The sequence below is a fragment of the Aquiflexum gelatinilyticum genome, assembly GCF_024813435.1.
GTDB classification, from domain to species: Bacteria; Bacteroidota; Bacteroidia; order Cytophagales; family Cyclobacteriaceae; genus Cognataquiflexum; species Cognataquiflexum gelatinilyticum.
Genome location: NZ_JANAEZ010000003.1, coordinates 528,754 through 542,197, shown reverse-complemented (window position 1 = coordinate 542,197; position 13,444 = coordinate 528,754). Strand labels below are relative to the sequence as shown.

10 protein-coding genes are annotated in these 13,444 nt (G+C 42.1%); 4 read left to right on the top strand and 6 right to left on the bottom strand.

The window, feature by feature from the left end; all coding sequences use genetic code 11:
- Positions 1–13: 13 nt before the first annotated feature.
- Together NK987_RS10240 and NK987_RS10235 are read right to left on the bottom strand one after the other, a co-directional pair.
- Positions 14–454, bottom strand: coding sequence for a nuclear transport factor 2 family protein (locus NK987_RS10240; protein ID WP_258424863.1), 441 nt, complete (start codon positions 452–454; stop codon positions 14–16).
- 271 nt (positions 455–725) lie between these two features.
- Positions 726–2,477 carry an ABC transporter ATP-binding protein gene (locus NK987_RS10235; RefSeq protein ID WP_258424862.1) on the bottom strand — a complete coding sequence of 584 codons (1,752 nt, stop codon included), beginning with the start codon at positions 2,475–2,477 and terminating at the stop codon, positions 726–728.
- A gap of 323 nt (positions 2,478–2,800) precedes the next feature.
- On the opposite strand from NK987_RS10235, the gene NK987_RS10230 reads away from it, so the two are divergent.
- The 4 genes from NK987_RS10230 to NK987_RS10215 all read left to right on the top strand — a co-directional run bounded on the left by NK987_RS10230 (position 2,801) and on the right by NK987_RS10215 (position 7,575).
- Positions 2,801–4,000, top strand: coding sequence for a neutral/alkaline non-lysosomal ceramidase N-terminal domain-containing protein (locus NK987_RS10230; protein WP_258424861.1), 1,200 nt, complete (start codon positions 2,801–2,803; stop codon positions 3,998–4,000).
- 1 nt (position 4,001) lies between these two features.
- Positions 4,002–4,538 carry a DinB family protein gene (locus NK987_RS10225; protein ID WP_258424860.1) on the top strand — a complete coding sequence of 179 codons (537 nt, stop codon included), beginning with the start codon at positions 4,002–4,004 and terminating at the stop codon, positions 4,536–4,538.
- Positions 4,539–4,775: 237 nt separating this feature from the next.
- A complete protein-coding gene (locus NK987_RS10220) occupies positions 4,776–5,330 on the top strand; it encodes a sugar O-acetyltransferase (RefSeq protein ID WP_259263757.1) in 555 nt (184 codons plus the stop codon).
- A 466-nt stretch (positions 5,331–5,796) separates the two neighbouring features.
- Positions 5,797–7,575, top strand: coding sequence for an acyl-CoA dehydrogenase family protein (locus tag NK987_RS10215; RefSeq protein WP_259263756.1), 1,779 nt, complete (start codon positions 5,797–5,799; stop codon positions 7,573–7,575).
- A gap of 39 nt (positions 7,576–7,614) precedes the next feature.
- Here the strand turns inward: NK987_RS10215 and NK987_RS10210 are convergent, their stop codons facing one another.
- The 4 genes from NK987_RS10210 to NK987_RS10195 all read right to left on the bottom strand — a co-directional run bounded on the left by NK987_RS10210 (position 7,615) and on the right by NK987_RS10195 (position 13,238).
- A complete protein-coding gene (locus tag NK987_RS10210; protein WP_259263755.1) occupies positions 7,615–8,715 on the bottom strand; it encodes a glycerate kinase family protein in 1,101 nt (366 codons plus the stop codon).
- Positions 8,716–8,911: 196 nt separating this feature from the next.
- On the bottom strand, positions 8,912–10,261 hold the full coding sequence (locus tag NK987_RS10205; protein ID WP_259263754.1) for an alanine/glycine:cation symporter family protein: 1,350 nt from the start codon (positions 10,259–10,261) through the stop codon (positions 8,912–8,914).
- A 359-nt stretch (positions 10,262–10,620) separates the two neighbouring features.
- Positions 10,621–12,780, bottom strand: coding sequence for a xanthine dehydrogenase family protein molybdopterin-binding subunit (locus NK987_RS10200; protein WP_259263753.1), 2,160 nt, complete (start codon positions 12,778–12,780; stop codon positions 10,621–10,623).
- Positions 12,781–12,782: 2 nt separating this feature from the next.
- Positions 12,783–13,238, bottom strand: a complete 456-nt coding sequence (locus NK987_RS10195) for a (2Fe-2S)-binding protein (RefSeq protein ID WP_259263752.1) — start codon at positions 13,236–13,238, stop codon at positions 12,783–12,785.
- Between the last annotated feature and the right edge of the window lie 206 nt (positions 13,239–13,444).

Sequence of the window (13,444 nt, the reverse complement as noted above, 5' to 3'; positions counted from 1 at the left end):
GGCTATTTTCTGTTTATAATTTATAGGCTTGCCTTGCCAAAAGCTTCCACCCTGATTTTTCTTTTTCCCAAACCATCATATTTCCAATCCTGATATTAACTGGATCTCCTGCAGGGTTTTTGCCCTTTATTGTCAATATATGGCTTACTGTGGCTGTCTTTTTTGATAAATGGATAACCTCTTTTTCACGATCAATAGATATGTATGAAAGCGGTGATTTGCTGACCACCTCATCTACAAATCCTGATTTATCCTGAACCAATCCGCTCGAATGTCCATAGTGGAGCGCATCAGAAAGAAGTGGATTGAGCATCTCTCTATCTGCGGCTATCATGGCTACCACCAACCTGTCAATTGATTTTGATACATTTTGTTCTTCAGCCGATTGGGCTGATGATTCGTTTCTTAAACCCAAGAAAAGAATAAGGAAGTAGAGGAAGATTTGCTTTTTCATATAATTAAAGGTAATTGTTTATCCTCTCGGAATCAATCATTTGACCTGATGCATTTCAAAGGATTTATTTGATCGGTTAATTATAAATTTTGATCAATACATTCAGCTTATTTTTGGGGTAGCCATGTTTTAAAATAAAAGAAATTCATCGAAGTTTGATAAAATCCGATAGGCTTAAATAATTTCATTGAAATAATTTTCAATCAAAAAATAAAAAAGGAAGCCGAATATGAAATTCAGCTTCCTTTGGCATATAAACCAATCAAATCTCTTATATCCTTGCCTGATACGTATATAATTGATAATACCTGCCTTGCTTGGCTATCAACTCCTCGTGCTGACCCCTTTCTACGATTTTTCCCTGCTCAATGACCAAAATCTGATCCGCTTGGCGAATTGTGCTTAGCCTGTGGGCGATAACAAAAGTCGTCCTGCCATGCATCAATTCCTTCAAACTAGCCTGAATCAATGATTCACTTTCGGTATCCAGGTTGGAAGTGGCTTCATCCAAAATCAATACCCTTGGATCCGCCAATATCGCCCTTGCTATGGCGATTCTCTGCCTTTGTCCGCCGGAAAGTTTGACTCCCCGCTCTCCTATCAAAGTGTCCAAACCATCTTCAAACCTGTCAGTAAACTCGTGCACGTGGGCAGCCTTGACTGCCTGCATTAATTTTTCTATTGTTGCATCAGGTCTTGGGAAAAGAATATTTTCCTTGATGGTTCCTTCAAAAAGAAAATCATCCTGTAAAACAACACCCAACTGAGACCTGAAACTTTCCAAGGTAATTTTTTGCATATCAACTCCATCCACTGTAATCAATCCTGATTCGGGATTGAGGAATGAGGCCGCCAAACCCGCTATGGTCGTTTTTCCAGAACCTGAAGTTCCTACCAAGGCAGTTACAGATCCGGCAGGTGCATTGAATGAAATTCTCTTCAAAACCTCTTTCCCCTCATCGTAAGCAAATGAAACATCCTCAAACCTGATATCTCCCTTGATATGTGGAATCGCAATGATTCTTTGGCCGCCGGAACTTTCCAAAGGCCTGTTCATGATCTCTTCCGTTCTATCCAATCCAGCAAAGGCCTCAGTAAACTGACTGCCAATATTGCTCATCTGCACAATCGGGGCTATCATAAAACCGAGATACAAGGTGAAGGCCAAGAAATCACCAAAGGTCATCTGTCCATCCATGATCATATAACCTCCTATCCCCATTATACCTGCAGAGGCCAAACCCAGCAAAAAAGTAGCAGCAGAAGTTACGAAACTCGTTGCTGTTAAACTTGCCTTCACATTCAAAAACAAGCGCTCCACTCCTGCTTCAAAACTTCTAATTTCTTGGGCTTCTGCATTGAAACCTTTGATTACTCGGATTCCTCCCAAGGTTTCGGTCAACCTTCCTGTGACTTCAGCGTTGATCTTTCCCCGTTCTCTGAAAATCGGTCTGATTTTACTGAAGGCTTTCAGTGAAATAAACCCGAAAATAATCACCGGAACCAAGACATATAAAGTCATCAGAGGGCTGATATAAATCAACAATCCTAAAGAAATCGCAGCGGTTAAAACCCCACCGATCATCTGTGCAAACCCTGTTCCCACAAGGTTTCGTACCCCTTCAACATCTGTCATGATCCTCGACACCAACTCTCCTGTTTTGGTATTGTCAAAAAAACGGATCGGCAATTGGATGATGTGTCTTTGGACCTTGGATCTCAGTTGGGAAATCAAGTGCTGAGCTTCCACGCTCAGAATTTGTGTAAGGGCATATGAGGTAACTGCCTGAATTGTTATTGCTCCGACGACAATCAAAACCAGCCATTTCAGCATATCAAGGTCATTGGAAGGGATCACATCATCAATCAGGTATTTGCTTGCGCCAGGCAAAATCAAACCTGAAAGTCTACTGATTATAATAAGAAAAAGCCCTAGGAAAAGTTGGTTTTTGCGGGGCCAAATGATGGTTTTGAACACATGGGCCATGGTGACCCTATTTTCTTTTGGTTTGGTTTTAGTCATGGTAAAGGGTTAAAAACAGATTGTAACAATTTTTATCTCAAGATAAGTTCTTTAAGTAGGTGAATCATTTTATCTAAAACACCAACAAATTAATCTGTATGTTTTTATGTGCCAACCACATTCAGTTTTCAAACCTTGGCTATTCAGATTCCAAAGATGTGTCATAATTTTTTTTATATGGTTAGATAAAAAAGTAAGATTCCATCCTAAATTACTCAATAATTGATGTTTAAATTTCAATAATCCTTTAAATGAAAAACCTAGGCATCTTTCTGATTCTAATTTGTCTCAACTTTGGTTGTTCCATAAAGAAAACAAAAACCTTGTCTGAGATTCAGATAGGAGTGTCCAAGGCAGTCATCAACCCTCCTATTGGTTCATTCATCGCCGGAGACAAACAAAATAGAACCTTTACCGGCGTTTTGGATAGCCTTTATGCCAAGGCCATTGTGCTTTATGACGGGGAAAAATCAATGGCATTGGTCACCTTGGATTGCATCGGATTGCTGTATCAGGACTTACAAAAAATCAGAGAACGAACTGCCCAAATGGAATTCGACATTTCTTTTTCTCCTGAAAATATTGTCATCAGTTCCACACATACCCATTCAGGACCTGACATAGTCGGGCTTTGGGGAAAAGATTTCTCAGAAAGTGGTGTAAACAAGCAATACATGGACTTTTTGGTACAGACAGTTGCCGAACAGATTCAAAAAGCTTCCAAAAACCTACAGGAAAGCACCATCAGGTATGGCCAAAATGAATCAGGAGAAGATTGGGTTGCCAATATCTGTCAGGAGGAAATCGACAGGTCCGTCACGGTGTTACAGTTTCTGGACAAGAACCAAAAAAATATAGTCACCCTTACCAATTTTGCCTGTCACCCAACTTATATGGATGCTGTTTATTCAGAGGTTTCGGCTGATTACCTCGCAGGGTTTTATAAAGAAATGGAAAAAGAATGGGGTGGAGAACATCTTTTTCTCCAAGGTGCGATCGGAGGATGGATACAGCCTTCCGACAAAGAGGGTGGATATCAAAAAGCCTTGCAAAGAGGGCAAGAATTGGCTTTATCAGCGACTGCTTCTCTATTGGAACCAAAAACTTTGTCCAAATCCAAACTCAATTTCCAAAGAAAAACCGTGTTTTTTCCTGTTATGAATGAAGCTTGGCAGCAACTTTCTGAAGCAGGAATCATCGTCGATAGAAAAGTCACTGATGTGATCGAATCCGAAGTTGTATGGTTTTCCATTGGGGAAGCTACATTTGCAAGCCATCCTGGAGAAACCGCTCCGATCTATGGGATGAAAACCAAAGAACTTATGCCTGAAGGCCCAAAATTTATCCTTGGATTAAGTCAGGATGCTTTGGGATATATCGTCAAACCAAGCTATTTTGAAAATCCAAACCTTCCGCATGCCCCCTATTTGACAAGAATGTCTTTAGGAAAGGAAACAGGAAATGTATTGATGGAAGAACTTACCAAGCTTTCTAAGCAAAATTACACCCAACTACCCAATTGATATGACAACGCAGATTAAGAATTGGATTGATTCCATTGATAATATAACCAAAGAGGCAATTGAAGGATTCATTGCACTTTCGGTAGAGAAAATGCACCTCAAACCCAATGCAGAAACCTGGAGCATAGCCGAGAACTTTGAACACCTCATTACCATTAATCGAACCTATTTTCCAATTTTTGAAAAATTGAAAAACGGGAGTTTTCAAGGGGCTTTCATTTCAAGATTCCCTTATTTTTCTAATCTCTTTGGCAACTTGATTTTAAAATCAGTTTCTGATGGTGGAAAGAAAAAAGCCAGGACTTTCCCTCTTTGGGAACCAAAAGTGACAGAGGGCGATGCCACCGTATTGGAAAGGTTTCAAAACCACCAAGAAGAACTCAAAAAATGGATAATTGAATTGGTACCGTTTTTTGAAAAAAAGACCGTCATCCATTCTCCTGCCAACAAATTGATAGTCTATTCCCTAGAAAAGGCAATTGACATCATCGTGGCCCATGAGCAAAGACATCTCGATCAGGCAAAAAAATTATTATAGGGACGGATTTATGGGGGATATAGGCTTGGCGAAATACGCTTTCAGCGAAATATTAATTTATGATATAAGCGCACAATTCGAAATCCTACTCGTATTCAATATCCACTAATATCAAATATCAATAAATATCCTTTTCTACTCTATTTCCGCCGTATTTCAATTTATTTCTACCATATTTCAATCTATTTCCACTCTATTTCATCTCATTTCTCTTGTCTCAAATCTCAAGTCTAATTTATGAAATCCGAAAAAGAAAAAATGCTTGCCGGCCAATTGTATTTTGCTTCAGATCCGGAATTGGTTGCAGAAAGACTACATGCAAGGCAACTGACCAAGCAACTCAATGATTCGAATCCTGACGAAACGGAATTGCGGGAAAGTATTCTTGCCAAACTTATCGGGAAGAAAGGCAAGAATTTTTGGATTGAACCGCCTTTCTTTTGTGACTACGGCTATAATATCACGGCAGGAGATGACGTGTTTTTCAACTTCAACTGTGTGGTGCTTGATGTTACCCCAGTAACTTTGGGAAGCAGAGTGCTGATCGCTCCCAATGTCCAATTCTATGCTGCCACACATCCGACTGATTTTAGAGAAAGGGGAAGTCTGGCAGAATTTGGAAAACCCATCACAATCGGAGATGATGTTTGGATCGGAGGTTCTACTATAATTTGTCCGGGAGTCAGCATCGGATCGAGGTCAATCATAGGCGCAGGATCTGTAGTCACTAAAGATATCCCCGATGATGTCATCGCCGCAGGAAATCCATGTAGGGTGATTAAAAAGTTGTAATTGTTCTATGCTTCGCGTTGTCATGGTTGGCCGCTAAAGCTGTTTTCGGGTTGGAAAAAATAGTTGTAATTGTTGTAACATGCGTGTTGTAATTGTTGGGAGGAATTAGGATTGTCAGGTTGTCCGCTAAAGCTGTTGTCCACAAGCTTTTGTTAAGTCCCTCTCTAAAGCTGATGTCGAGATGTAAAGGGATTTTCAAAAACTTGAAAACCTGACAAACTGGATCGTCACACCTCTCCGCCGCGGAGGAGAAGTGTCTCAGGAAAGAAAGATTCTTCACCTTTGCAGGCTGCGGTTCAGAATGACGGGGAAGCCGACAACAATTACAACTCGATAACAATGAAAACCAGAAAGCAAATACAACCACTACAACCAGATAACTTGACAACGCGAAGCAGACAACAATGACAACCCGAAAACATTTTAAACCACTATAACAATTACAACCATTACAACCCAAACAACCATGCCCTTCTACTCCAAACGTGACCTTCAATTCCAGCTTTTCGAAAACCAAAAGGTACTTGAACTGACCTGTTTCAAATATTTCGAAGACCACAGTCAAGAAACTTTCCAAATGGTTTTGGAGGCAGCAGATCAGATTGCAGTGACTTCACTTTTTCCGTTGTTGACTGACATGGACAGGAATGAACCTCAGCTTATCGGAGGGAAAATCAAGGTGCATGAAGGCATGAAAAAGATTGTCCGGCAGTTTGGGCAGGACGGTTGGATCAATGCCACTTTTAGCTATGAAGAAGGTGGACAACAACTGCCGAATACCATCCACCTTGCTGCAGGGTTTATATTTCAGGCAGCCAATTATTCCAGTTCCGTTTATCCTTTTTTGACTACAGGTGCAGCCAACCTGATCAGGACTTTTGGCAGTCAGCAACTGATCGACACCTTCACCCCAAACATGTACAACGGTAAATGGCAGGGAACCATGGCACTAACCGAACCAGATGCAGGTTCTTCGCTCACTGACCTCAGTACAATGGCAATTCCAACTGAAAAGGAAGGGGTTTTTAAAATCCAAGGCCAAAAAATATACATTTCCTGTGGGGACCATGATGCCTGTGAGAATGTCATACACCTCATGCTCGCCCGAATCAAAGGCGCCCCGGCAGGAGTGAAAGGAATTTCTTTGTTTGTTGTTCCCCAAAAACGAGTTCCGGACAATGAACCTAATGATGTGCTTACCGAAGGAATTTACCACAAGATGGGCTACAAAGGAGCACCGATAGCGCACCTGATGATCGGATCAAATGACAGTGCGGAAGGCTACCTTGTTGGCGAGGCCAATAAGGGATTGTCCTACATGTTTCAGATGATGAATGAAGCTCGAGTGGGAGTTGGGATGAATGCTGCTGCCATAGGGACTGCTGCTTTCCAATCTTCCCTTGCTTATGCCAAGGAGAGGCCTCAGGGACGTAAAATCACCGAAAAAGACCCCTTAAAACCCCAAATTCCGATCATTGAACATGCAGATGTGAAACGCATGCTACTGTTCCAAAAATCAGTGACGGAAGGTGCACTTTCTCTTTTATTTTTTTGTGCCAGATTGGGTGACCTGGTCCATGTCGCTGAGGGAAAAGAAAAAGAAGAAGCATCACTCTTACTTGACTTGCTGACTCCTATTGCAAAATCCTACCCTTCTGAAATGTGCTGTTTGACGACATCTGCCGCAGTACAGATTTTGGGAGGAGCAGGTTATACTACTGACTTTCCGGTAGAGCAATATTACCGCGAGGCACGCATCCATCCCATCCACGAAGGGACGACGGGGATTCATGGATTGGATCTTTTGGGAAGAAAAGTATTGATGCAGGAAGGAAAAGCCCTTCAGTTGTTTGCTACTGAAATCAAGAAGACCATAGCCTCGGCCAAAGAAATGAGCTCCCTTGTTCCTTTTGCTGAGAAACTAGAAAAATACCTCCAGCGAGCCCAACAGACAAGTTTCCATTTATTTGGCAAAGCTTCCCAAAATCCGGAAGAATTTCTCTCAGATGCCTCGCTTTACCTTGAATACATCGGCATCCTGACCATCTCTTGGCAATGGCTAAGTCAAGGAATTACCGCTCACGAAGCTTTGGATAAAGGAAGTCCTGAAACTGATTTCTACAAGGGAAAACTGATGGCCATGCGCTATTTCTTCGAATACGAACTTGTCAAAATGGATGGACTTGGAAAAAGACTGGTTTCAGATGATATGCTGACCGTGGAGATGAAAGGAGAATGGTTTTGAAAAATTTTATTATTTAACCAACGTGACATAGATGATGTTTTATCCAAAAAAATCGTAGGATAAAACCTCTTTTTCCAAGTTCTCTTTGGCTTTTTCATTAAAATCTTTTTTTGAAAAATCAAGGTCAGGCAATTGGATCACTTCGTCAAAACCTGAATCTTTTCCACCGTTTCCTGAGGTGATCAGGACTGTTTTTTTACCATGTTTTCTTGCCAACTGTAACAGTTCGAAACTTCCTTTTCCTGAAGCGGATTGGCTGTCATAGCGGCCTTCTCCTGTGATGACGATATCCGCGGTTTTGATTTTGGATTCGATTCCGACTTTTTCGAAAAACCATTTTGCCCCTTTCTCTATTTCCACCGGAAAAAAGAAGGAAAGCCCAAAGGCAATTCCTCCCGCAGCGCCAAAACTTTCTCTGTCTGCTAACTGCTTTCCTGATTTTTTGGCCATTAATTCCAATGCCTTGGAACACTCATTTTCAAACTTTTCCAGATCCTCCTTTTCCAATCCTTTTTGGGGACCAAAAACAGGAATAGCTCCTAAGGGACCAAAAAAATGGTTATTCACATCGCAGAGGCATGTAAATTTTAAGGTTGGTTTCGGTATCGGGCTTTGGATAAATCGGATTTTGAAAATAAAACCTTCTGAAAAAACCGGGATTTCCCTTCCTTTTTCATCCAAAAATAAAAATCCCAATCCTCTCAAAATCCCGATCCCAAGATCCACTGTCGCACTTCCTCCCAATCCCAATATGATATGTTCCACTCCTGAATCAAGCGCTTTTCTGATCAAATCCCCAGTTCCGAATGTACTTGTAATCCAAGGATTTCGCTCGTGAGGTTTTAATGATTTGATTCCTGAAACAGTAGAAACATCCAGATAAGCTGTCTTTTGCCCAGGATCCAAAAAATAAAATCCCTGCACCGGCCTTCCCAAAGGATCTAAGGCAATTTCAAAAACCTGCTCTAAATTCAAAGCTTTTCCAAGCAAAAAGCATGTTCCATCCCCACCATCCGCTATTGGGCAGACCGTCAGATTCGCATCCGGCATTTTTACCAATATCGCATTCCCAATAATTTCCGCCGCTTCGTCAGCTTCAATCGTTCCTTTGAAAGCATTTGGGGCGATGAGGAGGTTCATTGGTTTGGCAGGGTTAATTTGGTTGTAATTGTTGTGATTGTTGTCGGGTTGTCAAGTTGTCGGGTTGTCGGGTTGCGTCACCCTAAGGCACGAAGGGTCTCTTTGACTATTTTGTTTGTCTTTTTGATCAAGTTATCGAGTTCTCTTTGACTCCTTTCCAACCTCATAACAGCTTTAGCGGACAACTTGACAATCCTTATTCCCCCTTCATCCTTGCAAAATAATCCTTGGTAGCAGCTTTGACTTTTGGCGCCAAATAAATGGTTGAAATCATCGTCGGAATTGCCATGATGGCGTACATTCCATCAATAAAACTCACTACCACTTCAAGTGATACCACTGCCCCGGCGACGATTGTCACCAGATAAAAATAATTGTAATAATTAGCTTTTTCTGCTCCAAAGAGATAATTGAAGCATTTATGACCATAGTATGAATAGGTGAACATGGTGGAAAGTGCAAAAACAAGTACAGCCAACATCAGCAGGTACTTTCCAACTCCCGGAAGTCCCATTTCAAATGCCTGAAGCGTCAATTGCACCCCGTTATTTTCACTTGTTTCCCACACCCCTGTCAACAAAATCACAAAGGCAGTCAATGTGCAAACCACAACCGTATCAATGAATGGCCCCAACATAGCAATCAATCCTTCTCTGACAGGTTCATTGTTTTTGGAAGCTCCATGTACCATAGGGGCAGTGCCGATTCCGGCTTCATTGGAAAAAGCAGCCCTTCTTGCCCCAATCACCATCACCGCACCAACAGCCCCACCCATCACCGCATTTCCTGTAAAGGCATCTTCGATAATCAATAAAAACATTTCAGGAACCCGTTCGATATATTGAAACATGATCAAAAGAACCGTACCAAAATATAGGATCACCATAAAAGGCACCAACTTAGAAGCGACTGCGGCAATTCTTTGAATTCCTCCCAATATCACAGCAGCAACTGCCACCATCATCAAAATCCCCAAAATCCATTTTGTACTTTCTCCATTATCCAATCCATAGGGTTCCAACATCACCGTTCTGGTAACTTCGGTTAATTGGTTTGCTTGGAAAATAGACAACAATCCCAACACACCTGCCACAGAAAACAGAATTGCCAATGGTTTCCATTTTGGACCCATGCCATGCTCGATCACATACATTGGACCTCCTTGAATTTCCCCGGAAGTGTCTTTTCCCCTAAACATGATGGCTAGACTACAGGTAAAATATTTGGTAGCCATGCCTACAAAAGCAGACATCCACATCCAAAAAATCGCTCCGGGACCTCCCATATTGATGGCTATCGCAACACCACTGATATTCCCAAGGCCGACAGTCGCAGCAATCGCCGCCGAAAGCGCCTGTTGGGAAGAAATCTGTCCGGGCATGTTCTGATTGTCATATTTCCCACGGACAACTTTAAGGGCATGACCAAAATACCTGAAAGGCAAAAAACCTGAATAAATAAACAAAATCAAGCCTCCTCCCATCAGCAACACAAGCATTGGCATGTCCCAAATCCAGTTACTGAAGTCAATTATAAAATCTCCCATGTGTTGTGGTATAAATGAATGAGCATATTAAAAGCATTTTTTGGGAAATACAAATTGAAAAAAGGTTGATGGTAAACTATATCCAAGTGAATACTTGAAAACTTAAAATGTTGATACAATCAAAAAAGCTTAAAGATAGGAATCGGATCATTTCCATTTCCGGCAGAAAAGCATTGATTTTAAAAGCTTATTCTAACCTCCTTATAATTTCAAAAAACGTATAGCCGAGATTTCTTAAATTATTATCTCATGTTGAAAAAATCAAAGACTTCTCTATCTCTAAATGACACAGTGAAGTCTTTGACAAAATTGAATTTATTTTTGTGGGAAACCCTATCCCAAATTATTCCTTCTCTAAATCAACTTGCGAGAACCTCCAAAACTTTCTCAGGGGTAAAAGGCATATGCCGCAAGCGTTTTCCTGTCAAGGCCGCGAATGCATTGGAAATGATTGCTCCCATAAACGGCAAACCTGCTTCTCCGATTCCGGTTGGTTTTTCTGTTGAAGGAATGATTTCCAACATGATTTCTTCAGGAGCATCTTCCATCCTTAAGATCGGATAATCATAGAAATTGGATTGCTCCACCTGTCCTTCTTTGAAAGTAATGCTTTCAAAAAGCACACTGCTAAGCCCCATCACCAATGAACCTTCCATTTGGTATTTGGCATTTGCAGGATGGACTACTACCCCACCATCCAAAGAGCCCCAAATATTATGGACTTTGATTTTTCCAGTGGATCTGTCCACAGAGATTTCGCAGATTCCGGCAGCCAATGAACCGCTTCTTTCTGCAAAAGCAATTCCCCTGGCCCGGCCTTCAGGTACCGAAGAACCCCATTTAGCCATGTCAGCCACTTTATCCAAAACCGCAAGTTCACGTGGATGGTTTTTCATCAGTTCCCTTCGCAATTGGTAGGGGTCTTTCTTTTGTTCCAAAGCTATTTCATCTACAAAAGTCTCAATCGCAAACTTATTCGGTCCATGTCCCACTGCCCGCCAATGCTTGGTCCGGACTCCGTGGTCAATGTTTCTGACTTCGATCAATTTGTTTGGGATGTCATAAAAAGGAATGTCTGCACCCGAACCCAACAGTCCGCCTCCTGTTCCGACGACCACATGTTTCCACGAATTGATGTTACCGTTTTGGTCAATTCCTGCCTCTAATTTTTGTAAAGAAATCGGTCTGAAAGCGCCGTATTGGAGGTCATCTTCCCGTGTCCACTGCAATTTGACAGGGAGGTTTACTGCCTTGGAAATATCCACCGCCTCGATCACAAAATCTGTCATGGACCTTCGGCCAAATCCTCCACCCAAATAGCAGGTGTGCAGGTTAACGGCTTTGAAATCCAAACCAAGATGGTTTGCCACATCATTTCTGGTACCATCAGCAGCTTGGGTACCGACCCAAAGTTCAGCCGAATCGGCTTTCACGTGGGCTACCGCATTGAGGGGTTCCATCTGGGCATGGTAGATATAATCATTTTTGTAATCTGCCCGAATTGTCTTTTGTGCCTTCGGAAGTTCTCTGTTCAAATCACCCGATTGGGCTACAATGCTTCCTGTTTGGGATGATTTGGAAAGTGCCTCATACTCTTCATAAGCATCTTGGCTGTTATGGGATTTGGCTTTTGGGTCACCATTCCAAGTGATTTCCATCATGGCTTTGGCTTTCAAGGCGGTTTCCATATTGCTGGCAACTACCCCAATACCATGCTCCAAACTGACTAAATTCAAAACTCCTTTTATACCTCTGATCGCGGTTTCATTTTTGAGTTCAGGTTGGGTTCCGTTCACCGGCGATCGGACGATGGCCGCGTAAACCATTCCCGGTACATGGATATCTCCGGAGTAAATGGCCGAACCATCCACTTTAAATGGCACATCATACCGTTGATAATCCCTGCCGATCAATTTGAAATCTTTCGGGTTTTTCAGATCAGAATCCGGAATTTCAGGAACTGATTCAGGGATTTTGACAAACTCAACTATTTCTCCATAGGTGATTTTTTTATTGCTTTTTGGATGAAAAACCAAACCTGAGTAGGTTTTCAATTCCTTTCTGTCCACTCCCCATTTTTCTGCAACTGCAGAGAGCAGGGCATATCTTGCCTGGGCACCGGATTGACGGAGATTATTGAAGTGCCCACTTACCGAGCGGCTTCCCACCGTCAGCATGCTGCCGCCTCTTTCTCCACCCCAACCAATCCCGTAGATCTCGGGCTCCACCGGCGCATCTTCGATTTTCACTTTGGACCAATCTGCGTCCATTTCTTCTGCAAAAATGGCTGCCAATGCAGTCATTGTCCCTTGACCCATTTCTGAAGCAGGATTATAAATAGTCACTGTTCCATCCGAAGCCAAATGAACCCAAGCGGAAATCTGCTTGCTTTCAGCTAATCCTCCCTTCTTAAAAACCAATGCAGGCAATCCGACTGCAGTTACCAAAAATGTAATGCCACCTCCTACTTTCAGGAATTTCCTCCTGCTTAATCCCTGTGATTCCAATTGCTTTTCCATAGTTAGACTTTTTGGGCGGTTTTTTCGATTGCTTTCAGGATTCTCAGATAAGTGCCGCAGCGGCAAAGCACACCGTTCATGTGCTTGATGATCTCTTCCCGATTTGGATTGGGATTTTCTGCAAGCAAAGCAGCTGCCTGCATGATCTGTCCCGACTGACAATACCCACATTGGGGAACCTGTTCCTCAATCCAAGCGACTTGGAGCGGATGGCTCTTGTCATCTGAAAGCCCTTCGATGGTCGTGACTTTTTTACCCACAGCTTGGGAAAGCGGGGTGATGCAGGATTTGACAGGTTTGCCATCTATATGAACCGTGCAGGATCCGCAGAGGGAAACTCCACAACCGAACTTCGTTCCGGTCAGTTTCAACCTTTCCCTTAAAGTCCAAAGCAGGTTGGCATCCTCCTCGGCGGTGACTTGAACGGGTTTTCCATTGAGTATAAATGAGTATTGCATATTTTAGGTTGGTTATTGGTTTTAGGTCCCTGAGCTTGTCGAAGGGTTGGTTATTTGGTTGTCGGTTAATGGAGGGAGGTAAAAGGTGATCAGAAAATTGGTATTTTAATTTATACTTTTGCCCTATTCACTCTCAAAACCGATTGGAAATCATTAAGTTAAAAAAAATACTTTAATAAATAAATGAATTTTAGAGGGATGGTGAG